The sequence below is a fragment of the Comamonas sp. NLF-1-9 genome (assembly GCF_019195435.1).
Taxonomy (GTDB): Bacteria; Pseudomonadota; Gammaproteobacteria; order Burkholderiales; family Burkholderiaceae_C; genus Comamonas_C.
Map to the genome: position 1 here is coordinate 2134763 of NZ_CP078069.1, position 22646 is coordinate 2157408.

The 22646-nt window shown below is 68.7% G+C and carries 24 protein-coding genes and 1 tRNA gene; 17 read left to right on the forward strand and 8 right to left on the reverse strand.

Annotated elements, in window-relative coordinates; all coding sequences use genetic code 11:
- Positions 1-67 precede the first annotated feature (67 nt).
- The 17 genes from KUD94_RS10235 (at position 68) to KUD94_RS10315 (ending at position 18090) form a co-directional block, all read left to right on the forward strand.
- Positions 68-769, forward strand: coding sequence for a hypothetical protein (locus tag KUD94_RS10235; protein ID WP_218237115.1), 702 nt, complete (start codon positions 68-70; stop codon positions 767-769).
- Positions 739-1380 (forward strand): HrpE/YscL family type III secretion apparatus protein, encoded by a 642-nt coding sequence (locus tag KUD94_RS10240; RefSeq protein WP_218237116.1) that lies wholly within the window; start codon positions 739-741, stop codon positions 1378-1380. The genes KUD94_RS10235 and KUD94_RS10240 overlap by 31 nt, the downstream gene beginning before the upstream one ends.
- The gene (gene sctN / locus KUD94_RS10245) at positions 1377-2762 is read left to right on the forward strand and encodes a type III secretion system ATPase SctN (RefSeq protein WP_218237117.1); all 1386 of its coding nucleotides are present in this window, start codon (positions 1377-1379) and stop codon (positions 2760-2762) included. The genes KUD94_RS10240 and sctN overlap by 4 nt, the downstream gene beginning before the upstream one ends.
- A complete protein-coding gene (locus tag KUD94_RS10250; protein WP_218237118.1) occupies positions 2759-3268 on the forward strand; it encodes a YscO family type III secretion system apparatus protein in 510 nt (169 codons plus the stop codon). The genes sctN and KUD94_RS10250 overlap by 4 nt, the downstream gene beginning before the upstream one ends.
- Entirely contained in the window at positions 3265-3870 is a 606-nt protein-coding gene (locus KUD94_RS10255; protein WP_218237119.1) for a hypothetical protein, read from the forward strand. Before KUD94_RS10250 ends, KUD94_RS10255 begins: the two co-directional genes overlap by 4 nt.
- Positions 3871-3884: 14 nt before the next feature.
- Positions 3885-5003 carry a type III secretion system cytoplasmic ring protein SctQ gene (gene sctQ, locus KUD94_RS10260; protein ID WP_218237120.1) on the forward strand — a complete coding sequence of 373 codons (1119 nt, stop codon included), beginning with the start codon at positions 3885-3887 and terminating at the stop codon, positions 5001-5003.
- Between the two features lie 22 nt (positions 5004-5025).
- Positions 5026-5676, forward strand: coding sequence for a type III secretion system export apparatus subunit SctR (gene sctR / locus KUD94_RS10265; protein ID WP_218237121.1), 651 nt, complete (start codon positions 5026-5028; stop codon positions 5674-5676).
- Positions 5677-5754: 78 nt separating this feature from the next.
- Positions 5755-6024: a type III secretion system export apparatus subunit SctS gene (gene sctS / locus KUD94_RS10270; protein WP_146912749.1), complete on the forward strand. Its 270-nt coding sequence runs from the start codon at positions 5755-5757 to the stop codon at positions 6022-6024.
- A gap of 24 nt (positions 6025-6048) precedes the next feature.
- On the forward strand, positions 6049-6849 hold the full coding sequence (gene sctT, locus KUD94_RS10275; protein ID WP_218237122.1) for a type III secretion system export apparatus subunit SctT: 801 nt from the start codon (positions 6049-6051) through the stop codon (positions 6847-6849).
- Positions 6846-7892 (forward strand): type III secretion system export apparatus subunit SctU, encoded by a 1047-nt coding sequence (gene sctU, locus KUD94_RS10280; protein ID WP_218239269.1) that lies wholly within the window; start codon positions 6846-6848, stop codon positions 7890-7892. The genes sctT and sctU overlap by 4 nt, the downstream gene beginning before the upstream one ends.
- A 67-nt stretch (positions 7893-7959) precedes the next feature.
- The gene (locus tag KUD94_RS10285) at positions 7960-8367 is read left to right on the forward strand and encodes a hypothetical protein (RefSeq protein ID WP_218237123.1); all 408 of its coding nucleotides are present in this window, start codon (positions 7960-7962) and stop codon (positions 8365-8367) included.
- An 11-nt stretch (positions 8368-8378) separates the two neighbouring features.
- Positions 8379-10313: a type III secretion system outer membrane ring subunit SctC gene (gene sctC / locus KUD94_RS10290; protein ID WP_218237124.1), complete on the forward strand. Its 1935-nt coding sequence runs from the start codon at positions 8379-8381 to the stop codon at positions 10311-10313.
- 1 nt (position 10314) lies between these two features.
- Positions 10315-13059, forward strand: a complete 2745-nt coding sequence (locus KUD94_RS10295) for an MFS transporter (RefSeq protein WP_218237125.1) — start codon at positions 10315-10317, stop codon at positions 13057-13059.
- On the forward strand, positions 13046-14083 hold the full coding sequence (locus tag KUD94_RS10300) for an ABC transporter substrate-binding protein (RefSeq protein ID WP_218237126.1): 1038 nt from the start codon (positions 13046-13048) through the stop codon (positions 14081-14083). Before KUD94_RS10295 ends, KUD94_RS10300 begins: the two co-directional genes overlap by 14 nt.
- A complete protein-coding gene (locus KUD94_RS10305) occupies positions 14080-14838 on the forward strand; it encodes a hypothetical protein (protein ID WP_218237127.1) in 759 nt (252 codons plus the stop codon). Before KUD94_RS10300 ends, KUD94_RS10305 begins: the two co-directional genes overlap by 4 nt.
- Positions 14835-16028, forward strand: coding sequence for a hypothetical protein (locus KUD94_RS10310; protein ID WP_218237128.1), 1194 nt, complete (start codon positions 14835-14837; stop codon positions 16026-16028). Before KUD94_RS10305 ends, KUD94_RS10310 begins: the two co-directional genes overlap by 4 nt.
- Positions 16018-18090 carry a PP2C family protein-serine/threonine phosphatase gene (locus KUD94_RS10315; RefSeq protein WP_218237129.1) on the forward strand — a complete coding sequence of 691 codons (2073 nt, stop codon included), beginning with the start codon at positions 16018-16020 and terminating at the stop codon, positions 18088-18090. Before KUD94_RS10310 ends, KUD94_RS10315 begins: the two co-directional genes overlap by 11 nt.
- A 112-nt stretch (positions 18091-18202) precedes the next feature.
- Here the strand turns inward: KUD94_RS10315 and KUD94_RS10320 are convergent, their stop codons facing one another.
- The 8 genes from KUD94_RS10320 to rpmJ all read right to left on the reverse strand — a co-directional run bounded on the left by KUD94_RS10320 (position 18203) and on the right by rpmJ (position 22611).
- Entirely contained in the window at positions 18203-18802 is a 600-nt protein-coding gene (locus KUD94_RS10320; protein ID WP_218237130.1) for a hemerythrin domain-containing protein, read from the reverse strand.
- 479 nt (positions 18803-19281) lie between these two features.
- Positions 19282-19358 (reverse strand) — tRNA-Met (locus KUD94_RS10325).
- A gap of 25 nt (positions 19359-19383) precedes the next feature.
- Positions 19384-19773, reverse strand: a complete 390-nt coding sequence (gene rplQ, locus KUD94_RS10330; protein ID WP_218237131.1) for a 50S ribosomal protein L17 — start codon at positions 19771-19773, stop codon at positions 19384-19386.
- Between the two features lie 91 nt (positions 19774-19864).
- On the reverse strand, positions 19865-20857 hold the full coding sequence (rpoA, locus tag KUD94_RS10335) for a DNA-directed RNA polymerase subunit alpha (protein ID WP_218237132.1): 993 nt from the start codon (positions 20855-20857) through the stop codon (positions 19865-19867).
- Positions 20858-20969: 112 nt separating this feature from the next.
- The gene (gene rpsD, locus KUD94_RS10340; protein ID WP_146912738.1) at positions 20970-21593 is read right to left on the reverse strand and encodes a 30S ribosomal protein S4; all 624 of its coding nucleotides are present in this window, start codon (positions 21591-21593) and stop codon (positions 20970-20972) included.
- Positions 21594-21688: 95 nt separating this feature from the next.
- Positions 21689-22093, reverse strand: coding sequence for a 30S ribosomal protein S11 (gene rpsK / locus KUD94_RS10345; RefSeq protein WP_218237133.1), 405 nt, complete (start codon positions 22091-22093; stop codon positions 21689-21691).
- Between the two features lie 17 nt (positions 22094-22110).
- Positions 22111-22476, reverse strand: a complete 366-nt coding sequence (rpsM, locus tag KUD94_RS10350) for a 30S ribosomal protein S13 (protein ID WP_146912736.1) — start codon at positions 22474-22476, stop codon at positions 22111-22113.
- A 21-nt stretch (positions 22477-22497) separates the two neighbouring features.
- Positions 22498-22611, reverse strand: coding sequence for a 50S ribosomal protein L36 (gene rpmJ, locus KUD94_RS10355; RefSeq protein ID WP_003050535.1), 114 nt, complete (start codon positions 22609-22611; stop codon positions 22498-22500).
- Positions 22612-22646: the final 35 nt, after the last annotated feature.

A 22646-nucleotide genomic window follows, 5' to 3' on the forward strand; every position in this document is an offset into this window, starting at 1 on the left:
GCTGTTCGCGCTTGTACCACAAGCGTTTGAGGCCGATTTCTTTCAAACCAACGGGGACGACGTCGAAGTGGGCACGAGCGCAACACCTGCTGCATGGCACGGCCTGGAGCATCCGGCGCTGGCACAGCTGCTGCGCTTCAACCAGTTGCCCAGCCTGCTGCTGCACCCCCAGCAGATACCTGGGCTGGCGCCGCCCGAGGGCTGGGGCAGCCCGCTGGCCCAGCGCCCCGGCGTGCTGGCCGCGCTGCACAAGCGCTGGTCTGCGCGTCTGCTGCAGGGCCTGGGCAATGCGGCGGCGCCGGTGCTGGACATGAAGCTGCCCGCGCTGCCGCTGGCCCTCGCCGACGCCGGTCTACTGGCACGCCTGGCGCGCGCGCTCGGCCTGGCGTTGCTGGCGCGCGAGCTGCGCCGCGTCATCGTGCGCGACGAGGTGCTGGCGCTGCGCCAGGCGCTGGGCGCCCAAGAGCTACAGCGGCTGCTCGACGAAGACGTGCAGGTCCAGCCCGAGCTCGACGACGCGCAGCGCTGGCTGGCCCACGGCTGGACAGCGGGGCCCGAACTGCTAGGCTTCAGCGTGCTCGCGCGCGCCTGGCAAGATGCACCCGCCCCGCTCGCGCGGCGTGCCGACTGGCGCCTGCCCCCGCTATCCTTGAGCGCCCAGGCACGCGCAGACCTGCCGCTGAGCGCAAGCCAGGCGCGCGGCCTGTGCCTGCACCGACTGGAACAAATGGATCCCGCATGGCTTTCCTGCTTTACCGCGACGCACTGAGCCCCACGCGCACCCTGGCCAGCCGCGTGCCGCCGGGCACACGCATCGTGCGCGCTGCCGACGTCGCCGCGCTCGGTGAAGCGCATGCGCTGCTGGCCGAGGCCCGTGCGCAAGCCCAGGCCATCGTCGCGGCCGCGCAGGACGCGTTCGACCAAGAGCGCCAGCGCGGCTACCAGGACGGCCTGGTCGAGGCGCGCATGGAGCAGGCCGAGAAGATGATCGACACCGTCAGCCGCACGGTGGACTACTTTGCCCAGGTCGAGCAGGAGATGGTGGCGCTGGTCATGGGCGCGGTGCGCAAGATCGTCGAAGGCTTCGACGACGAGCAGCGCGTGCTGGCGGTCGTCAAGAACGCGCTGTCGGTAGTGCGCAACCAGAAGCAGATGACGCTGCGCCTGCACCCAAGCCAGGTCGATGTGGTGCGCGCGCGCGTGAACGACCTGCTGGCCGCCTACCCCGGCGTGGGCTATCTGGACATTCTGGCCGACGGCCGCCTGGCGCCCGACAGCTGCATCCTGGAGAGCGAAATCGGCATGGTCGAGGCCAGCATCGAGGGGCAGATTGGCGCGCTGCAGGCGGCCTTCCAGAAAATCCTGGGCAACCGCGTATGAACGATCTGGCCGCCCCTCCCGCCGTGCCGGCGCGCAGCAAGCGCCAGTTCGACTACATCACCGAGATGATGGAGCTGGCGCTGCAGGATACGTCGACGCTGCGCATCAAGGGCCGCGTCACGCAAGTGATAGGCACCATCATCAAGGCCGTGGTGCCGACGGTCAAGGTCGGCGAGGTCTGCCTGCTGCGCAACCCTGGCGAAGATTTTGAAATGAAGGCCGAGGTCGTGGGCTTCGTGCGCGACGCCGCCCTGCTCACGCCGATCGGCGACATGTATGGCATCTCGGCCGCGACCGAGGTGGTTCCGACCGGGCGTTCGCACATGGTGCCGGTGGGCTTTGGCCTGCTCGGGCGCGTGCTCGACGGCCTGGGGCGGCCGCTGGACGAAGCCGAGCGCGGCCCGCTGGAGGCGACCAAGTACTACCCGGTGTTTGCCGAGGCGCCCGACCCGCTCACGCGGCGCATCATCCGCGACCCGCTGGAGCTGGGCGTACGCGCGCTCGACGGGCTGCTCACCTGCGGCGAGGGCCAGCGCATGGGCATCTTCGCGGCGGCGGGCGGTGGCAAATCCACGCTCATGGCCATGCTGGTCAAGGGCGCGGCGGTGGACGTGACGGTGGTGGCGCTGATCGGCGAGCGCGGGCGCGAGGTGCGCGAATTCCTCGAGCACGACCTCGGTCCCGAGGGGCGGCGCAAGGCCGTCATCGTCTGCGCCACCAGCGACAAATCTTCCATGGAACGCTCCAAGGCGGCCTACGTGGCCACGGCGATAGCGGAGTACTTTCGCGACCAGGGCAAGAAGGTGCTGTTCCTGATGGATTCGGCTACGCGCTTTGCCCGCGCCCAGCGCGAGATCGGCCTGGCCGCGGGCGAGCCGCCCACACGCCGGGGCTTTCCGCCCAGCGTGTTCGCGACGCTGCCCAAGCTGATGGAGCGCACCGGCATGAATCAGAGCGGCTCGATCACGGCGCTGTACACCGTGCTGGTGGAAGGCGACGACATGACCGAGCCGATCGCCGACGAAACCCGCTCCATCCTGGATGGGCACATCGTGCTCTCGCGCAAGCTGGGCGCGGCCAACCACTACCCGGCCATCGACGTGCTGGCCTCGGCCTCGCGCGTGATGAACGCGGTGATCACGCCCGAGCACAAAAAGCTCGCGGGGCGCCTGCGCGAGCTCATGGCCAAGTACGAGGAGGTGGAGCTGCTGGTCAAGATCGGCGAATACAAGCGCGGGGGCGATCCGAACACCGACGAGGCGATCGACAAGATCGAGGCGATACGCGCCTTTCTCAGGCAGCGCACCGACGAGCGCTGCGGCATGCAGGAAACCCTGCAGCGCCTGGCCGAGCTGGTGGGCGCGGGGGCAGCGAAGTCATGAGCGTGTTTCGCGACCTGCTGCGCATCAAGACCTTCCGCGAGGACCAGGCCGAGCTACAGGTGCGCCACCAGCGCGAGCAGGCACGCCAGGCGCGCCAGGCACGTGAACAAGCCCAGGCCCTGCTCGAGCGCCTGCTGCGCGAAGGCGTGGAGACAGAGCTGCGCATGTACCGCGAGCTGTGCGAGCGCATCGTGCGTCTGCGCGAGATCGAAGACGTGCAACTGGCCGTCGCCGGTTTGCGCCAGCGCGAGGCCACGCAGGAGGACGCGGTGCAAAGCGCGCTCGGCCAGGAGCAGCAGGCCGAAGCGGCGCTGCAGCAGGCCCGCCAGGCGCACAAGGAGGCCACGCGCCAGAAGGAAAAATTCATCGACCTGTCGGCCAATTTCGACAGCGAACGCGCGCGCGAGGCAGAGCGTCGCGAAGACCTGGAAATGGAAGAAGCCGCCAGCGTGCGCCGCGACCGCGAGGAGTGGGACGTGAGCGAACCCGAGGAGCAAGGCGCATGAGTGGCAGCGACCGCAGCATCCACCTCGATATCGGCCTGCCGCCGCGCTCTGACCTGGGCCATGCCGCAGGCGACGGCGGCCTGCCCACCCCGGGCAAGGGCGGGCGCGACGAGCAGCAATTGCAGCAGGACGCCAGCCGCATGCAGTCGCTGCTGCAACAGGCACCGAGCGCGCCTGCTGCTGCTCCCGCAGCCATGGCGCAACACCCGTTCGAACTGTTTGGCCAGGCTCTGCCCGGCGCCGCAGCGGCCGAGCGGCCGGCGGCACCCGAGGCCAGCGCCCTCGCCGGCCTGGACGAGCGCCTGTCGCAGATGGCGCAGCGCCTGTTGGTAGGCGAAGGCCGCCACGGCGGTCAAGCGGTGCAGATGCAGCTGGCCGACGCCGACCTGCCCGGCGTGGTATTGCAAGTCTTCGAGGACGAAGGCGCGTTGGTCGCCGAGTTCACCTGCTCGCAGGAAGAAGCGCGCGAGCGCCTGGCGCGCAACGCCCCCTGGCTGGCCGAGCAACTGGCCGAGCGGCTGCAACGCGCCTCCCTGGTGCGGGTGCTGGCCGACGACCCCGAGGATCCCTGCCCCGTGGAAGCCCGCGCGGGCCGCGCCTGAACCCATCCTCCTTCATGAACGATCTGTCCTCGCCCGCATCGCCGCCCGTGCTCGAGCGCCTGTCGCGCAACGAAGCCCAGGCGCGCACCACCATCGCCCAGCGCGGCGGCGCACTGGCGCTGCGCCTGGCTGGCCAGGCCTGGCAGGTCGATCTGCTGCCACTGGCGGGCAGCGCCGCTCCTGCCCCGCAGGACTGGATGCTGCAGATCGAATGGGCCGGCGCCACGCTGTGCGTCTGCGTGCCACAGGCCAGCGTGGGCGAGCTGAGCGCCCCCTTGCTGGACGGCGCCAGCCTGGGCGAACTGCCTGCGGAGCTGGCCCTGGCGGTGCTGGAGGCGGCCCTCGTCGATGTCTTCAGCGCACTGCGCACGCTGGGTCGCGGCGAACCCCAGTTGCTGCAGGCCAGCGCCGGCGGCGCACCGGCCTCGGGCTGCCGCCATGGCGTGCAGGCCTTGCTGCGCCAAAGCGATGGCCCGGCAGCGTTGGACGCGAGCTTGCATCTGGACGCGCTCGGCCTGCTGCTGCTGGCCGGCCTGCTGGCCAGGCGCCCGCCCCGCCCGCCGGCGCTCAACGCGCTGTGGCCGCTGCGCCTGCCCGCCGAGATTGGCTGCACCCGGGTGACCGCGCAAGAGCTGGCGAGCCTCAGCGCGGGCGACGTCGTGCTGCTCGAAGTCAACCACGTGGGCGCGCAGCGCATGCTCTGGCTCAGCGCCGACGGGCGTCACGGCCTGCGCGTACAGCTGCCCGCGCCCTCTGCGCCCGAACCCGGAACCCAAGTTTCAGCAGGGGCCGAGGCACAGCCGCCGCAAGCCCCCGCGCTGATCGTGACCCATGCCTGGAGCGCCACCATGCCCACCAACGAATCCACGCCCGTCGAACCGCTGGCCGCCGATGCCGCGCCCGCATCACTCGATGCGCTGCCCGTGCGCCTGTCCTTTGATCTGGGCGAAGTCACGCTCACTCTGGCGCAGGCGCAAACGCTGCAGCCGGGGCAAACCATCGAGCTGGCGCGCCCGCTCTCGGGCGGCGTGCGCATCCGTGCCAACGGCGCACTGGTCGGCGAGGGCGATCTGGTGGAAATCGACGGCCAGCTGGGCGTGAGCGTGCGCACGCTCGCGCTCCAGAACCCCTGAAGCGCAAGCACGGCTGCCGCGCATGAACACCGGGTTTGATCCCATCACGCTGGCCCTGGTGCTGGCCCTGCTGGCGCTGCTGCCCACGGTGGTGGTGGTAACCACTTCGTTTCTGAAGATCGCGGTGGTACTGGCGCTGCTGCGCAATGCCCTGGGGGTGCAGCAGGTACCGCCCAATCTGGCGCTGTACGGCATGGCGCTGATTCTCTCGGCCTACATCATGGCGCCGGTGGGCGTACACATGGCCGACCGGCTCAGCGCCAAGCCCGAAACCCTGGGCAGCGTGCCCGCACTGGTTGCCGGCGTGCGCGAAGGGGCCGAGCCGCTGCGCGAGTTCATGGCGCGCAACAGCAAGGTGGAGCAACGCGACTTCTTTCTGCGCACCGCCCAGCGCCTGTGGGGGCCGGACCTGTCGGCCGGCATGACCGAGCGCGACTTCATGGTGCTGATGCCGGCCTTTCTGGTGTCGGAGCTGACTGCGGCCTTCCAGATCGGCTTCCTGCTCTATCTGCCCTTTGTCGTCATAGACCTCATCGTCTCCAACATCTTGCTGGCCATGGGGATGATGATGGTCTCGCCCGTCACCATCTCGCTGCCGCTCAAGCTGTTTCTCTTCGTCATGCTCGACGGCTGGTCGCGTCTGGTGCAAAGCCTGATCCTGACCTATTTGTGAAACTCAAAACAGATAGCTTCCAGCACAGGACGGACAAGCGTTAGAGGCCGATTTCATCAATATTTCAGTTGCCTGCCCATGCAAACCGTAGACGTCGTCGCGTATTTCACCCAGGCCTTGTACCTGGTGCTGTGGCTGTCGCTGCCGCCGATCGCGGTAGGGGCGCTGGTCGGTACGCTGTTTTCGCTGTTTCAGGCGCTCACGCAGATCCAGGAGCAGACGCTGTCCTTCGGCATCAAGCTGATTGCGGTCACCGTCACGCTGCTGCTGACGGCGCGCTGGGTGGGCGGCGAGATGTTCAATTTCGGCGCTCAGATCTTCGACGCTCTGGCGCTGGCAGGGCGCTGAGCCAGGCTGCCCGCAGGGAACCCGATGGACGCGCCGGTTACTTACGAAGACCTCAAGTCCTGGTTGCTGGCGCTGGCACTGTCGCAGCCGCGCATCCTTGCCATGTTCATCGCCCTGCCCCTGTTCAACGCCCAGGTGGTGCCCGGCCTGCTGCGCTTTGGCGCGGCCGGGGCGCTGGGTCTGCTGACGGTGCCGCTGCTGCATGCACAGCTGGGCAGTGCCGACCTGGCCTCGCCCGCGGTCTGGGCGCTGCTGGTCGCCAAGGAGGCCTTCATCGGCTTCGTGATCGGTTATCTCGCGGCCATTCCGTTCTGGACCTTCGAGGCCGTGGGCTTTTTGATCGACAACCAGCGCGGGGCCAGCATCTCCTCCACGCTCAATCCGCTCACGGGCAACGACTCCTCGCCCATGGGCATCCTGTTGAACCAGGCCTTCATCGTCTTCTTCCTGGTGTCAGGGGGTTTCGGCCTGCTGCTGGGCGGGCTGTACGACAGTTTCCGGCTGTGGAGCGTCACCGACTGGGCGCCGCACTTGCATCCCGATTCCGTCCCCTTGATGCTTGAGCAGCTCAACCGCCTGGTGCGCATGGCGCTGCTGCTGGCCGCGCCGGCCATGGTCGCCATGTTTCTGGCCGAGCTCGGCCTGGCGCTGGTCAGCCGCTTTGCGCCGCAGCTGCAGGTGTTCTTCGTGGCCATGCCGGTCAAGAGCGGGCTGGCGGTGCTGATCCTGATTCTTTATGCGGCATCGCTGTTCGACTACGGCAGTGACCTCGTGGAGTCCGTGGGGCGCGCCGTGCCCACGCTGAACGAGCAGTGGGGGCGCTGATGAGCGAAAAAACCGAACAGCCCACCGCCAAGAAGCTGCGCGATACGCGCCGCAAAGGCGATGTCGCCTACAGCAAGGACTTCACCCAGACCATCCTGATTCTGGCCATCTTCGGCTACATGCTGGCAGCCGGCGGCAAGATCGTGGACGACCTGCTGGAGATCATCCTGCTGCCCGCCAGCGTGCTGCAGATGAATTTTGCCGACGCGGCCAACGTAGTCAGCTCCGAGCTGCTCAAGGCCGCGAGCTGGGTGCTGCTGCCCTTTCTGCTCATCATCCTGATCCTGGGCATTTTTGCCGACGCAATGCAGGTCGGTCTGGTGCTGGCTTTTGAAAAGCTCAAGCCCTCGGCCAAGAAGCTCAACGTCATCGCCAACCTCAAGAACATCTTCTCCAAGAAGAACCTGGTGGAGTTTCTCAAGTCGGCCATCAAGATCGGTTTCCTGTCCACACTGCTGTGGCTGCTGCTGCGCGACGCCTTCCCCATCATGACCAGCATTCCGCAGGCGGGCCTGGCGGGCATGGGGCAGGTGATCGGCTCGCTGATCAAGACCATGCTGATCAACATCGGCTTGGCCTATGCCGTCATTTCGCTGGCGGACTTTGCCTGGCAGCGCTATTCGCACCGCAAGCAGCTCATGATGAGCAAGGACGAAGTCAAGCGCGAATACAAGGAGATGGAGGGCGACCCCCACATCAAGCACCAGCGCAAGCAACTGCACCAGCAGATGATGCAGGAGGGTGCGGTCAACAGCGCGCGCCAGGCCACAGTGCTGGTGACCAACCCCACGCACATCGCCGTGGCGCTGCATTACGAGGAGGGCGACACCCCGCTGCCCGTGGTGCTGGCCATGGCCGAGGGCGCGCTGGCCGAGCGCATGATGCGCGCCGCGCGCGAAGCAGGCGTGCCGGTGATGCAGAACATCCCTCTCGCGCATTCCCTGATGGAGCAGGCCAGCAGCGGCCAGTACATTCCATCGCAGCTTGTCGAACCGGTAGCCGAAGTCCTGCGGCTGCTGCAGCAAATGAAAGAACACGAATGAGCACGCCCTGCGCCATTCCCCGCCCGGCCTGTCGCGGCGCCGGCCATACCCGCTTCACGGAACACGCATGCTGACCACTTCCCACTCCAGTGCCGGCAACGCCCTGCTGGCCAGCTACGCCGCTACCACGCTGGGCCAAAGCGGGCCGCATGACGCCAGCCGGCTCCATCTCACCGTGGACGAGCGCTATCGGCTGCAACTGCGCAGCCTGGCAGACGGCCGCATCCAGGTGCGCTCGCGCCTGTGCGAGCTGCCCGAAGCCGGGCCCGCGCGCGACGAGTTGCTGCGCAGCATGGGCGCGCTCGCCTGCGGGCGCATCCAGAGCGCTGGGGCCGCCTGCGTCGTGGACGCCGACGAGCGCGCGTTCTGGCTCAGCCAGACAGTGGCCGCCAGCTCGGCCCAGGAGGTAGACGAGCTGGTCGGCGACTTCGTCAACGAACTGGCCTTCTGGGGCCAGGTGCTGTCCCGGCAATGAAGAGGCCGAACATGACGCGCGCCGGCGCGTGGCGCTGGGGCCGACGGGCGGCGGTGCTGGCAAGCCTGATCGCCGTGTTGGGCCTGGCCGGGCCCAAGGCGCACGCAAGCCCGCCGCCGTGGACGGACGACCCCTTCAACTACTACGCCGAGAAGCCCGTCTCGGTAGCCGAGGTGCTGCGCGACTTTGCCGGCTCTTTCAGCCTCGGGCTGGACCTCTCGGCGCAGGTCGAGGGCAAGGTCAACGGACGCTTTCAGGCACGCAGCCCCGGCGAATTTCTGGACCAGTTGGGCAGCGCCTACGGCTTTCAGTGGTTCACGCACGCGGGCACGCTGTTCATCAGCCGCACCAGCGAGATGAGCACCACCTCGATCAACGCCTCCGGCTCCAGCATGCCGGCGGTGCGCAAGGCGCTGACCAGCCTGGGCGTGCTCGACGCGCGCTTCGGTTGGGGCGAGCTGCCCGAGCAGGGTCTGGCGCTGGTCTCGGGCCCGCCCGCCTATGTTGCGCTGGTGCAACGCACCATGGCCAGTCTGCCGCCGCTGGGCGGAGGGCAGAAGGTAGCGGTGTTCCGGCTCAAGCACGCCTCGGTAGACGACCGCACCATCACCTACCGCGACCGCCAGCTCACCACGCCGGGACTCGCCCGCGTGCTGCGCGCATTGATCAGCGGCGGCGACGGCGGCGCCGCCACCGACGTGATCCCGATCGGGGCCGACAGCGAAGCCGTCAACCGCCTGGCGGCGCCGCTGCGCGCCAGCGGCAATCCACAGGCTGCGGCGCTGGCGCCCAGCACGCACCAGCTCACGCCCCTTGCCCCCTTGTCGGGCGACGATGCGCGCAAGCCGGCGGCGGCCACCGCCGAGGGCGCGCAGGCGGCTGCGTCCGCCAGCGCACGCCTGTCCAGGCCCTCGATCCAGGCCGACTCCCGCCTGAACGCGCTGATCGTGCAGGACACGCCCGACCGCCTGCCGATGTACCAGGCCTTGATTGAGCAGCTGGATGTGCCCACCGCGCTGATCGAGATCGAGGCCATGATCATCGACGTGAACTCCACACGCCTCGATGAACTGGGCATCGCCTGGGGCGGGCGCAAGGGCGGCATGGCCGCCGGCTTCGGCAACGTCTCGCCCACCTCAGGGGCCTTGACCATCTCTGGTGCGGCGCGTGGCGCCAACATCAGCACCAACAGCGTGGTGCTCGATGCCGGCAACTACCTGGTCACGCGCATCCGCGCGCTCGAAGGCATAGGCGAAGCCTCGATCCAGTCGCGCCCGTCCATTCTCACGATAGACCACACCGGCGCGCTGCTCGACCTGTCCGAAACCTTCTACATCCGCACCACCGGCGAGCGCGTGGCCACCGTGACTCCGGTCACCGTGGGCACCACGCTCAAGGTCACGCCGCACTACATCGAACGCGACCGCCTTGGCCCGACCATCCAGCTCGACGTGGACATCGAGGACGGGCAAATACAAGAGCGCGTGGTGGACGGCCTGCCGACCATACGGCGCAGCACCGTCAGTACCCAAGCCATCGTGGGCGAGAGCCAGACGCTGCTGATCGGCGGCTACAACACGCAGCAAACCGAGCATTCCAACCAACGCATTCCGGTGCTGGGCGAGATTCCACTGCTGGGCAGCCTGTTCTCGCACAAGGTGGACAACCGCCAGGTGCGCGAGCGCCTCTTCCTCATCAAGCCGCGCGTAGTGGCGCTGCCCGAGTCGGAGTTGCCAAGCGCCGGCCCGGCGGCGCGCATCGTCGCGCCCCCGGGGCGCGAGTTCCCGGGCCAGCCGGCCGACGCTTACATGGACGACCCCGCGCGCGACGAGCCCTCGCGTCTGGTGAACCCGCCACCCCCGCCGGCCCACTTGCCCGATCGCACGGAGCCTCCAAACAACTACGCACCAGGGGCGGATCTGCGGCCAGCGTCGGGAGAGTTCTGAGATGCGCCCGGCTGGCGCGCACACGCCCGCAGGGCACGCTGCCGGGGCCTGGCGCCACGGCGTGTCGGCGTTTCGCGTGGCTGCGCCGCTCGCCTGGCTGCTGGTGCTGCTGTCGGCGCTGCTCATCGGGCTGCGCATCGAGCAGGTGATGCTGGAGTTCGCGCAAAGCCGCAGCCTGCGCACCGCCCAGCGCGTCAGCGACCAGATTGCCTTCGGCTACCGCCTGGGTCTGGGCCTGCACGACCAGACGCAACTGCCTCAAGTGCTGGCGCGCCAGGGCGCGCAGGACAGCGAGCTGGTCGGCGGCTGGGTCGCGGCGGACGGGCGCGAGGTCGTGGCCGAGCTCGGCCAGTCGGCCGGCCGCTACGCCGCTGCACTGCCCGGCAGCTGGAGCGCACAGCTCATGGGCGCGGGCAGGCATGCGGATGCGCCCGTGGCCTCGCTGGTGCGCCAGCAGGGCGCGCAGATGTTCGTCGGCACGGCGCTGCTCGACCCCTCGGGCCAGCGCGCCGGGGTGTTGTGGCTGGTTTACGACCTGGGCGCCTTGCGGGCGGCCGCGTGGTCGGTGATCCGGCCGCTGTGGCCGTACGCCCTGGTCGTGGGCATGCTGCTGTCGCTGGCGCTTGGCGGCATCGGCATGGCCTGGGCGCTGCTCACGGGCCGGCGCCTGCAGCAGGCGAGCGCGGCGCTCGCTGCTGCCGAGCCCGAAGATGCCCGCCAGCTGCCCGAGCTCGCGCGCGCCGCGCCCGCAGGTCGGCGCGCCGGCGCCTTGCTGGCTGCGGCCGTGTTGCTGACTTTTGCCGCGCTGGCCCTGCTGGCCTGGCAGGGCCGCCAGCTGGCCAAGCCGCTGCTGCTCGAGCAGATCGACCGCAACGCCCGCTCGGTGCTGAGCATGGCGCAGGAGCAGGTGCAGCGCGCGCTCTCGCTCGGCATCCCCGCCGACAAGCTCGTTGGCGTGGACGCCATGCTGCAGGCCGAGCTCGAAACCGCGCCGGAAGTGGCCTTTCTGGCCTGGCAGAGTTCGCCCGGCAGCGCCCCGGTGCTGGTCAGCCAGACCCGGGCGGGCGCGAGCGAGGCAGCCCGGGCGCTGGCCGCGCCGGGCACGGGCGACACCGCCTTTCGCCTGGTGCGGCAAACCGTGACCGCGCTGGCCGGCGCGGGCGCGGCAGCGGGCGGCGACGCCAGCCTGAGCAGCGGCACCACGTTTGCCTACATCGATGCGCGCGTGCGGGCCGTGCTGATCGATCTGGCTTTTGCGATTCTGGTCGGGCTGGTGCTGGCGCGCGAGATGCTGGGCGCTACATGGCAGCGCTCGGTGCTCAAGCCCTATCTGGATTTTTCCGTGCTCTGGGCGCAGTGGTGCCGCCAGGCGCGCAAGCTGCGGCTGCAGGCGGACACCGCGCAGCGCCTGCACGACTGGTGGCAAAACATCCGCCAGACGCTGCAAGACCTGAGCGCACAGGCCGGCGCCGTGCTGCGCGGCGAGCAGCTCAACCGCCGCGCCATGGCGCTCACGCGCATCCGGCTGCTGGTCTTTCTCACCGCGCTCTCGGACGAGCTGCTGCGCCCCTTCTTCACCGTGTTCGCCTCGGAGATGCAGCCGCCGGGCCTGGACATTTCGCCGACCACGGTGGCCGTGCTGCCGGTGGCGACTTTCATGCTCACGCTGGCGCTGGCGCAGCCGCTCGGGCCCTGGCTGGCCCGGCGCGTGGCCATGCGCCAGGCGCTGTTTCTGAGCTCGCTCGCAGGCGCTGCGCTGCTGCTGGCCACGGCCTGGGCGCAGGATGCCGCCATGCTGATGCTGCTGCGCGCGGGCAGCGGGCTGGCCTACGGTCTGCTGCTGATCCTGGCGCAGACCGCCATCGTGCGATTGACCGACAACCGCAGCCGCGGGCGCGGCCTGGTGGAGGTGGCCGCCGCCATCGTCGCTGCGGGCGTCTGCGGTCCGGCGCTGGGCGGCCTGCTGGTGCAGCGGCTGGGCAGCACCCTGGCTTTTGCCGCCTGCGCGCTCTGCCTGGGCCTGGCGGCGCTGGTCAGCATCGGCCTGCCCCGGCTGCAGCACGAAGGCAGCGACGCCCCGCCGGCCCTGGGCTGGCGCGGCATGGCGGCGATCCTGCGCAACCGCCAGGTGATGGCGGTGACCTGGTACGCTGCGGTGCCGGCCCGCCTGGCGGCGGTGGCGCTGCTGGTGGTGGTCACGCCGCTGTACCTGCAGGCACAGGGCGAGAGCGCGGCAGTGTCCGGGCGCGTGCTGCTGGCCTACTTTCTTGCGTTCATGATCGTGGCGCCGCTGGTGGCGCGCTGGTCCGATCTGAGCGGGCAGCGCCGCTCCTGGGTCGTCTGGGGCTGCGCGCTCTCGGCGCTGGCCTGTGGCTTGATGGTGCTGGTCGGCGGCGCCTGGGGGGCGGCGCTGTGCTGTGCGCTGCTTGGCGTGGCGCAGGCCTTTCAATCGGCGCCGCAACTGGTGCTGGTGACCGAGGCCTTCGAGGCGTCGAGCGCGCAAGCGCACGGCGCCAGCCCGGCGGGCGCACAAAGCGTCACCCCGGCGCAGGCGCTCGCGGCGTTTCGCTTCCTCGAGCGCGTGGGCAGCATCCTCGCGCCCTTCGTGGTGGCGCTGGCGGTGGCGCGGCTGGGCATGGATGGCGCGGTGCTGGTGGTGGGCGCGCTGCTCGCCCTGGGTGCGCTGGGTTTGATGACGGGTTTGCGCGCCGCGCAGACCGACGGAGCGAAACATGCAATGGCTTGAAGCCCGGCAGCGTCCGGGCGTCGCCCTGATCCTGGCGACCCTGCTGGCGGCCAGCGTACCAATGCACGCGCCGGCGCAGACGCCGCAGCCAGCCGCGGCGCCGGGCTACCACATCGTGATGGTGCTGCCGCACCAGCCCGAGAACACCGAGGCCGGCTTTCAGGACTACCTGCTCAAGCGCAAGCTGAACGTGAAGATCGACACCGTGGTGTATTCCGGCCGCGCCGAAGACGCTGCGGCCACGGTCGAGAAGGTGCGCGCGCTGGCGCCCGACCTGATCTACACCTGGGGCACGGGCACGACTCTGGCCATGGCGGGCAAGCACGACGCCGGGCCGGACCAGCACATCCGCGACATCCCCATCGTCTTCACCGAGGTGACCGACCCCGTGGGCTCGGGCCTGCTCAGGCAGACCAAGCCGCCGGGGCGCAATGTCACCGGCGTGAGCCACGTGGCACCCGTCGCCGTGCAGTTGAACGCGATGCGCGGCTACCTGCCCTTCAAGCGCCTGGGCTACATCACCAACCCGGCCGAATCCAATACCGTGGGCGTGGCCGATGAACTGCGCCGCATGGCGGGCAGCGAAGGCTTCGAGCTGCTGGAAGCAAAAGTGCCGCTGGACGCAAGCGGCCAAGCCCAGGCCCAGGCGCTGCCAGCGCTCATTCGCGGACTACGGGAGCGCGGCGCCGACCTGCTCTATGTCGGCCCCAGCACCTTTCTTGCTTTCACCCATCGGGACTTGGTATCAAAAACCGCGATTGCCGAGGGTCTGCCTACGTTCTGCGCTACAGAGAGCATAGTACGCAAGGCGTCTTGCATGTTCGGCCTGTTTGCCAACGGCACCAACGTGGGGCGCTTTGCCGGCTACAAGGCGGCGCAGATCCTGGTGGACAAGACGCCTGTGGAGCGCATCCCCGCCGAGTCGCTGCAGCGCTTTTCGCTGCTGATCAACATGGGCACGGCCAAGGCGCTGGGCCTGTATCCGCCGCTGGCGCTGCTGAACGTGGCCGAGGTGGTGCAATGAACCCGGGGGCCGAGCAACTGCCTCGCCCGCGCCCCGGGCTCGCCGCCTGCGTGGAGCTCGCCTGGCGCTGGTGGCTGGCGGCGATGCTCGGCCTGCTGCTGCTCGTGGCCATGCTCGCCGGTCTGCAACGCAGCCAGGCGCAGGGCCTGCGCGAAGCGCGGCTCGAGATTGCGCTGCAGTCCCTGCGGGAGCGGCTGCAGACCAACCTGGCGCTGGGCTTTGATCTGGCCGGCAGCCACCAGGCCCAGGCCATGCTGGAAGACCTGCTGGCCGACGACCCCACACTCGTCGCGGCCGAGGTGTTCGACGCCAGCGCCATCTCCCTCTTCAGCACCGACCGCGGCGCCATCGGCGAGCCGGTTCCTGCCGAATGGCTGCTGGCCAGCAGGCAGGCACAGAGCGGCGCGGCGGCGGATGCGCAAGCCGGGCCGCCGGCCGCCTGGCGCGTCGTCGGCGCAGAAGACTTCACGCTGGGCCTGGCGGTGCACGGACCGTTTGGCGAGCTCGCGGGCCAGGTGTGCATCACCTCGGCGCTGGCGCCTTCGCCCTCGCCTTGGCCGGTGCTGGCGGCCGCGCTGGCGGCGGTGTTCGGCCTCACACTGGCCGCCCTCGTACTGGCCAGGCTGTTGCTGCGCGCGCTGGCGGCCGCGCGCGATGAAGCTCTGATGGACCAGGCCGCCGCCCGGTTGCAGCAGACCGAGCTGCGCGTCGCCGGCGCGCTCGATGGCCTGACGCAGGCGCGGGAGCCGCTGTGAAACCCCGGAGCCGTTTGCCGGTGTACGCCGCGCGGCGTTTTGCCTTGCGCGGTCTGGCGCTGCTGTGCCTGGCCTTTCTGGCGGTGAGCTGGGTGGCGGTGCGCCAGCTGCAAGGCATGGCCGTCCAGGAGGCCGAAGGCCGCGCCCGCCTGGTGGCAGACGGCATGGCGCAGCAGGTGCAGCATGCGGTGCAGGTGGGCGTGCCGCTGAGCCAGCTGGTGGGTGTGACGGCCTTGTTCGAGCACCGCCTGCAGGCTTTCGACGACCTGCTCGCGGTCAGCCTGCAGGATAGTCGCGAGCAGGTCTTGCACCAGCGCGCGCGCGGCCAGGCGAACGCGGCCACGCTGGCGGCGCAGGCTCCCGTCACCGTCAGCGGCGTGCCGGTGGCGCGCATCCGCGTGCTGTGGCGCGAGCCCGCCACGGGCACGCTGTTGATGCACTGGGCCCTGCCGCTGGCCGCCCTGCTCGCCTTCACCGGCGCACTCGCGGCCGAGGGCCTGCGCTACAGCTTGGCCGGCGAAGTCCTGCGCCGCGAGCGCATCGTCGCCGCCGCCTGCAGCCGCCTGGGCGCGGGGGATTTCGCGTTTCGCCTGCCCCGCCTGGGCCGGCGCGAGTTTGATGCGCGTCTGCCCTGGCTGCGCGCGCAACTGCGCCATGCCAACGAACAGTTCGAGCGCCTGCAGCGCCTGACGCAATCGCTGCGGCGTACCGAGCCCGACCAGACCAAGCGCGCTCTGCTGGACGAAGGGCTGACCCGCGTCGAAGGGCGCGACCGGTATGCGCAGATGCCCTCGCTGGTGTTGTCCGACCTGCCAAGCCAGGCCGCACGCGCGCGCTGGCGCGGTCTGTGGCTGGGCCTTGCGGCCTGGCTGCTGGCGCTGGCCGGCGCCGGCCTGCAATCGCCGGGCGTGTTGGCGTTGGGGCCAGGACTGCTGGTCTTGCTGGCGCTGCTGGCCGCGCGCCGGCCGGGCGGGCGCGGCCGGGCGATCTGGCTGGGCCTGCTGCTGGGCGGCGCGGCCCTGGGCCCGGGGCTGTGCCTGCTGGCGCTGCAGGTCTGGGCGCCGCAGACCGTGGGGCCGCTGGGCGACTGGGGACGCGCCGCCCTGGCGTTTTGCGCCCTGGTCGCCGCAGCGCTCCCGTGGCTGCCCACACCGGGGCGCCAGTCCGCGCGAGGCAGTGATGCCGCTTAGAACACGCATCACCTTGCTGGCATTGATCGCCGCGCTGGCGCTGGCGCTGATGGTCGGCGCAATCGCCTGGCAGCGCGACCGGGTCTTGAACGAGCGCTACCACGGCGTACTGCTGCAATCGCAAGCCATCGCCTGGAGCCGGCTGCAGGACGAAGCGGGCGCGGCCCTGCGCGCAGGTGTTGCCGCCACGCTGCAAGATCCGCAGCTGGAGCGCGCCTGGCAGAGCCGGGACAGACAGGCGCTCAACGCGCTGGTGCGCCCGCTGCTGGAGCAACACCCGGGCTGGCGCGCCGACTGGTTCGACGAACAAAGGACTCTGGTGCAGTCAAGCTCGAGCAGCCTGCTGCAGGACGCCATGGTCGATGCCGGCTGGCTCAGCCGCGCGCTTTCGAGCAGCGCGCCGCTGCCGGGTCTGAGCCAGGCTTCGCGCGAGCGCTACTACCTGGTTGTCACGCAGAGTTTTGGCCCCACCGGCGCGCGCGGCGTGCTCGCCCTGGGCCAGGACCTGGGCGAGCTGCTGCCGCAGATGGCGCACGCGATAGAGGGCGAGAGCTTCGTCGTCAATCTGCGCGGGCGCGAGGTCACAGGCACGCAGGCTGGTCTGGCGCAAGCCGAGGGCCTGGCGCAGACCGTGCGCCACGCGCGGGTGCTGGAGAGCCAGAGCGCAAGCGGCCGCTATTGGCTGGGCGCGGCCCTGCCCCTGATCGGGCCGGACGCGCGCCCCATAGGCTCGCTGCTCTCCGTCTGGGACACCACCGCCGAGCGCCGCACCGACCGGCGCATGCAGGCGCTGGCCGCGGCCGGCGTCGTGCTCTTGATCGGGCTGCTCGGCTTTGCGCTGTCCTTCGTGCTGCGCCGCGCCTTGCGCCCGCTCGATCGCTCCGTCGGCGTGCTGCGCGCGCTGGCCCAGGGCGAGCTGCGCGCCGCGCCCGACGAAGACGACCAGGAGCTGCCCGATGAAGCCGGACAGATCGCGCGCGGCGTGGCGGCGCTGCGCGGCGAGATGATCAACCTGCGCATGCTGCGCGACGAACGCGCTCGCGTGCGCCAGCAGCAAGAGCAGCTGATACGCCGCGAATTGCGCCAACTCGCAGGCAGCCTGGACGAGCAATCGCGCACCGAGGTGCTGGCCGCGCTGGAGCCGGTGCAGGACACCGAAGACGACAACGCCCTGGCCGGCCTGGCCAACACCCTGGGGCGCCTGTCCGGCTTGGTGATGAGCCAGCAGGACAGGCTGGTCGACCTGCTCAAGCGCCTGCGCAAGGCCATGGCCGAGCAAGAAGTCCTGATCAGCCTGCGCCAGGAGCTGGAGATCGCGCGCACCATGCAGTTGTCCATCCTGCCGCGCACCGAGCCAGACACCCGGGCGGTCCACGTCGCGTCGCTGATGATTCCGGCCAAGGAAGTCGGGGGCGACTTCTACGACTACTTCCTGCTGGAGGACAAGCGCCTGGCGCTGGTGATCGCCGACGTCTCGGGCAAGGGCATACCGGCGGCCTTCTTCATGGCGATTTCCCGCACACTGCTCAAGAGCATCGCGCAGTTTCTGCGCGAACCGGCCGACATCATGGCCAGGCTGAACGACCGGCTCTGCGCCGAGAACGAGCAGATGATGTTCGTCACCACCTTCCTGGGCGTGCTGGACCTGGGCACCGGCCGCCTGGACTACGTCAACGGCGGACACAACCCGCCGCTGCTGCTGCGCTCGGCCGGCGAGGTGCAGATGCTGCCCCAGGGCCAGAACATCGCCCTGGCGGTGATGGAAGGCATGCCCTTCAAACCGGGGACGCTGGCGCTGGCGCCGGGCGACACCTTGCTGCTGTACACCGACGGCGTGACCGAAGCGGCGAACGCCGCCGGCGAGCTGTTTGGCGAGGCGCGGCTGGTGCAGGCGGTCAGCGCCCGCAGCGCCACGGGCGAGGCCCTGCCGCAAGACATCCTGCAGGCGGTGCGCGACTTCGAGTCCGGCGCAGCGCAAGCCGACGACATCACCGTGGTCGCCGTGCGCTACCTCGGCGCGGCGGCCGGCGCGGGCAGCGCCCACGACGTGCCTGCGGCTTGAACAAGGTCTTGCGGCAGCCGGATAGCCGGCGCGCTGGCCGCCTTGTCACGGCAATCGCGGGCCTTGCAGCGAGTGGCCGAGAGCCCCGTGCGCCACGGGGCGGTTCACCGGCTCAGCGGGCGGCGGCCAGCTCCTGGCGCAGGCCTATCGGGCTGGGCGTGCAGTGCACGATGCGCTGGAACAGCCGCTCGTGCTCCGGCGAGCGATCGGCGTCGCCTGCGAGCGGATCCTGGTTGGCCATGAAAGCCTCGTCGATGCGCGCCCAGTCCTGCGCCGTGAGGACCTTGATTGCCGCAGGGAGGATCAGCGTCTCTTCCAGCCGCATGTGCTCGAGGTAGAAGGTGATGTAGCTGTTGAGCGCCTGGGTGAAGGCCGCGCGCCGCCCTTCGCCCATCAGCTCCCAGGCCAGCAGCTGGTGCTGCAGTTCGCGCACCGTACGCTCGCCGTTCACGTGCTCGCGCTCGAGCCGCTCAAGCAAGGGCACATGCTCGGGCGCGCGCTCGAGCAGGGGCGCAAACAGGAAGCGCGACTCCTTGGGATGGTGGTCTTGCTCGGGTACCTCGTCGATGTAGAACAGCATCGCCCGCATGGCGTCGAAGAACGCCGGCGCATCGTCTTCGGGGCCGCGCTTGAGCATCATGCGCAGCGAGCGCAGCACCGCGGCGATGGAAAAATGCTCTTCACAAATGATGCGCAAGGCAAGCGGCTCCATGGCAAGGCCCCGAAAGTGTGTGCAAAGCGCCAGTATGGCGAGCGGCCCGGGCAAAGACCATGATCCAGGTCAAGAAGCAAAACAGCGGGGGCGCCCGTATTGCGGCAGCCTCCGGGAGCCCGCAATTTGCGGCAGTCGGATCCTCGATGTTTCGCCTGACCAGTGGTTCGAACACGCACCAGGCGCGCGGCTGAGGCAGGAGCCGGAGCTCATTCGCTACGGAAGAGACGGGGCACGGGTGCCGCAGGCGCTTGTCGACCTTGGCGCCGCGCCAACAAAATCTTCTGTTCTGGCCCAAGTCGCAACATACGAACCTGCAAGCCTTGGCCAAACACCCAGCGCACATACCCAAAGATCAGACGCCGAAACGCGCAACGGGAAGGCCCCGGCGCGCGCGCGAAGTGTGCACGACCTGAACGCAGACACAAAAAAGCCCACTGACGTGGGCTTTTGAATTCAAGCCAGGCGCTTGATCTGATTGGTTGCGCGGGAAGGATTTGAACCTCCGACCTTTGGGTTATGAGCCCAACGAGCTACCAGACTGCTCCACCGCGCGGTAAGCTGGCTATTGTAGCAGGATTTCAGGCCTTGGCTTCGTCGCTGGACGCGGGTGCTGCGCGGTCCACGAGTTCCACGTAAGCCATGGGAGCGTTGTCGCCCACCCGAAAGCCCATCTTCAGAATGCGCGTGTAGCCGCCCGGGCGGGTCTTGAAGCGCGGACCGAGGTCGGTGAACAGCTTGGTGACGCTGTCGCGATTGCGCAGGCGCGCGAATGCCAGGCGGCGGTTGGCCACGGTGTCCTGGCGTGCCAGGGTGATCATGGGCTCAACCACGCGGCGCAGTTCCTTGGCCTTGGGTAGCGTGGTCTTGATGGCCTCGTGCTCGATGAGCGAGTTCATCATGTTTTGCAGCATTGCCTTGCGATGGGCGCTGGTGCGGTTGAGTTTGCGCAGTCCGTTTCCGTGACGCATGGTGCTTTTCCTTCTTTACGCTTGTTATGCAGGGGGCCGTATCAGGTACCTCCCGCGGCACTGGGCGGCAAGGGCGCCACCCGATTCTCAATCAGCGCTTCTCAAGTCCTGCGGGCGGCCAGTTTTCCAGGCGCATGCCCAGAGTCAGGCCACGCGAGGCGAGCACTTCCTTGATCTCGTTGAGCGACTTGCGACCCAGGTTGGGGGTCTTGAGCAGCTCGTTTTCGGTGCGCTGAATCAGGTCACCGATGTAGTAGATGTTCTCGGCCTTGAGGCAGTTGGCCGAACGCACCGTGAGCTCCAGCTCGTCGACCGGGCGCAGCAGCACCGGATCGAACGTGGCCGCGCCGGTGCGCGCAGCAGAGGCGCCGGCCTCGAAGGGGTCGCCGCCGTCGAGCTGGGCAAACACCGCCAGCTGTTCGACCAGGATCTTGGCCGAGGTGCGCACCGCCTCTTCGGCCGTGAGCGTGCCGTTGGTCTCGATGTCGAGCACCAGGCGGTCCAGGTCGGTGCGCTGCTCCACGCGCGCGCTCTCGACCGTGTAGCTCACCCGGCGAATCGGTGAAAAGGAGGCATCCATCACGATGCGCCCTATCGTCTTGTTGGGCTCGTCGCCATGCCAGCGCTGGTTGCCGGGCACATAGCCGCGGCCCTTCTCGACCTTGATCTGCATGTCCAGCTTGCCGCCGGCAGACAGCGTGGCGATCGGGTGCTCGGGATTGATGATCTCGACGTCGTGCGGCGTCTGGATGTCGCCGGCCACGACCACGCCTTCGGTGTCCTTGCGCAGGGACAGCGTGACTTCGTCGCGGTTGAAGAGCTTGAACACCACGCCCTTGAGGTTCAGCAGGATGTTGATCACGTCTTCCTGCACGCCGTCGATGGCCGCATACTCATGCACCACGCCGGCGATAGAGACCTCGGTCGGCGCATAACCATCCATGGAAGACAGCAAAACCCGGCGGATGGCATTGCCCAGCGTATGCCCGTAGCCGCGCTCGAACGGCTCGAGCTCGACCTTGGCGCGGTTGGCGCTGACCTGCTCGACGTTGATGGTCTTGGGTTTGAGCAAATTGGTTTGCATGCGGACTTCCTCTCAATGCCCCCGGCTCGTTACACCGGTAAGGCTGATGAAGCGCCAGCACCGCGATGCCTCGCGGTGTGGAACGATTGCAAAATGCTTGCAGGACAGCGGATCAGCGCGAATACAACTCGACGATCAGCGACTCATTGATGTCCGCGCCGAACTCGTCGCGATCGGGCACCTTCTTGAAAACGCCCTCGACCTTGTCGGCATTGACTTCGACCCATGCGGGGATGCCGACCTGTTGCGCGAGCTGCAGCGCCTCGCCAATGCGCGCCTGCTTCTTTGACTTTTCGCGCACCGCGATCTGGTCGCCTTCCTTCACGAGGTAGGAAGCGATGTTCACCGACTGGCCGTTGACCGTGATCGCCTTGTGCGACACGAGCTGGCGCGCCTCGGCGCGGGTGGAGCCGAAGCCCATGCGATAGACCACGTTGTCCAGGCGCGATTCGAGCAAGGACAGCAGGTTGGCGCCGGTATTGCCGCGACGACGCTCGGCCTCTTCAAAGTAACGGCGAAACTGCTTTTCCAGCACGCCGTACATGCGCTTGACCTTTTGCTTCTCGCGCAGCTGCAGGCCGTAGTCCGAGGTGCGCGAACCCGAGGTGCGCCCGTGCTGGCCGGGCTTGGAGTCGAACTTGGCCTTGTCGGCGATCGAGCGGCGCGCGCTCTTGAGGAACAGGTCGGTGCCTTCACGGCGGGAGAGTTTGGCCTTGGGGCCGAGGTAGCGTGCCACGGGGGTTTCCTTGATTGGGGGATCTGCTGCGGGTCGGGCCGCAGGAGCCACCTTCGCGCCAGGCGATGGGTGGCGGTGGGCTTAGGGGAGAAAAATCAGATGCGCCGGCGCTTCTGCGGACGGCAGCCGTTGTGCGGCACCGGCGTCACGTCGGAGATCGAGGTGATGCGGATGCCCAGGGCGCCGAGCGCGCGCACCGAAGAGTCGCGGCCGGGGCCGGGGCCCTTGATCTGCACGTCCAGGTTCTTGATGCCCTGCTCCATGGCAGCGCGGCCGGCCATTTCCGAAGCCACCTGCGCGGCAAACGGCGTGGACTTGCGCGAGCCCTTGAAGCCCTGGCCACCGGAAGACGCCCAGGACAGGGCGTTGCCCTGGCGGTCGGTGATCGTGATGATGGTGTTGTTGAACGAAGCGTGCACGTGGGCCACGCCGTCGGAGACGTTCTTGCGGACCTTCTTGCGTACGCGCTGTGCGGCGTTGCTGGCGGGAGACTTGGCCATATGGATCTTTCAATACCTTATTTTTTCAGCGTTGCGGCGCCCTTGCGCGGGCCCTTGCGGGTGCGCGCATTGGTGCGGGTGCGCTGGCCGCGCACCGGCAGGCCGCGACGGTGGCGCATGCCGCGGTAGCATCCGATGTCCATCAGGCGCTTGATGTTCATCGTGGTTTCACGGCGCAGGTCGCCCTCGAGCGTCAGCTGGGCCAGCTGGTCGCGAATCTTCTCGAGATCGGCGTCCGTCAGGTCCTTGACCTTGGTCGAGTAGGCGATGGCGCAGGCGTCGCAGATCTTGCGTGCGCGCGAGCGACCGATGCCGTAGATCGCCGTCAGGCCGATTTCGGCGTGCTGATGCGGCGGGATATTGATACCAGCGATACGAGCCATTTGCGTCCTCTAATCGTTCAATCAACCTTGGCGCTGCTTGTGGCGCTGGTCGGTGCAGATCACGCGCACCACACCCTTGCGGCGGATGATCTTGCAGTTGCGGCAAATCTTCTTCACGGAAGCCGACACTCTCATTTTTTTCTCCTGGGCAATGCGGGCGGCGCTCTCAG